Below are 329 nucleotides of genomic sequence, written 5' to 3'. Positions count from 1 at the left end.
TCGGACGCCACCGCCCGCCAGTTCACCGGCACCCTGCCGACGGTCACCGTGACCGACACCCGCACCCCCGAGGAGATCCCCGACGGTGAGTACTGGGCGGTCGTGGGCCAGGCCAGCGAGTTCGTCGCGACCGACGACCCGAGCAAGACCATCGGCCCGGAATACCTGGGCTGGCGGCCCCACCTGCTGAGCGACTCCTCCACCGGCTCGGTGGCGGCCGGTGAGCCGGTCTCCAGCGCCATCTCCGACGGCACCGGCGCTCCCACGGTCGGTCTGCAGGGGCAGGAGCTGCTGGTCTCCACCGCCAACTCCGCCGACGAGATCGGCAC

General features: G+C 72.3%; 1 protein-coding gene. It reads left to right on the top strand.

The window, feature by feature from the left end:
* On the top strand, positions 1-329 hold a 329-nt coding region (locus FLV34_RS41180), incomplete at both ends, for a hypothetical protein (RefSeq protein ID WP_222709832.1).

Source organism: Microbispora sp. CSR-4, from assembly GCF_008033685.1.
Classification (GTDB): Bacteria; Actinomycetota; Actinomycetes; order Streptosporangiales; family Streptosporangiaceae; genus Microbispora.
The sequence above is the reverse complement of the archived record's forward strand: the minus strand, read 5'-3'. Positions and strand labels throughout refer to the sequence as shown.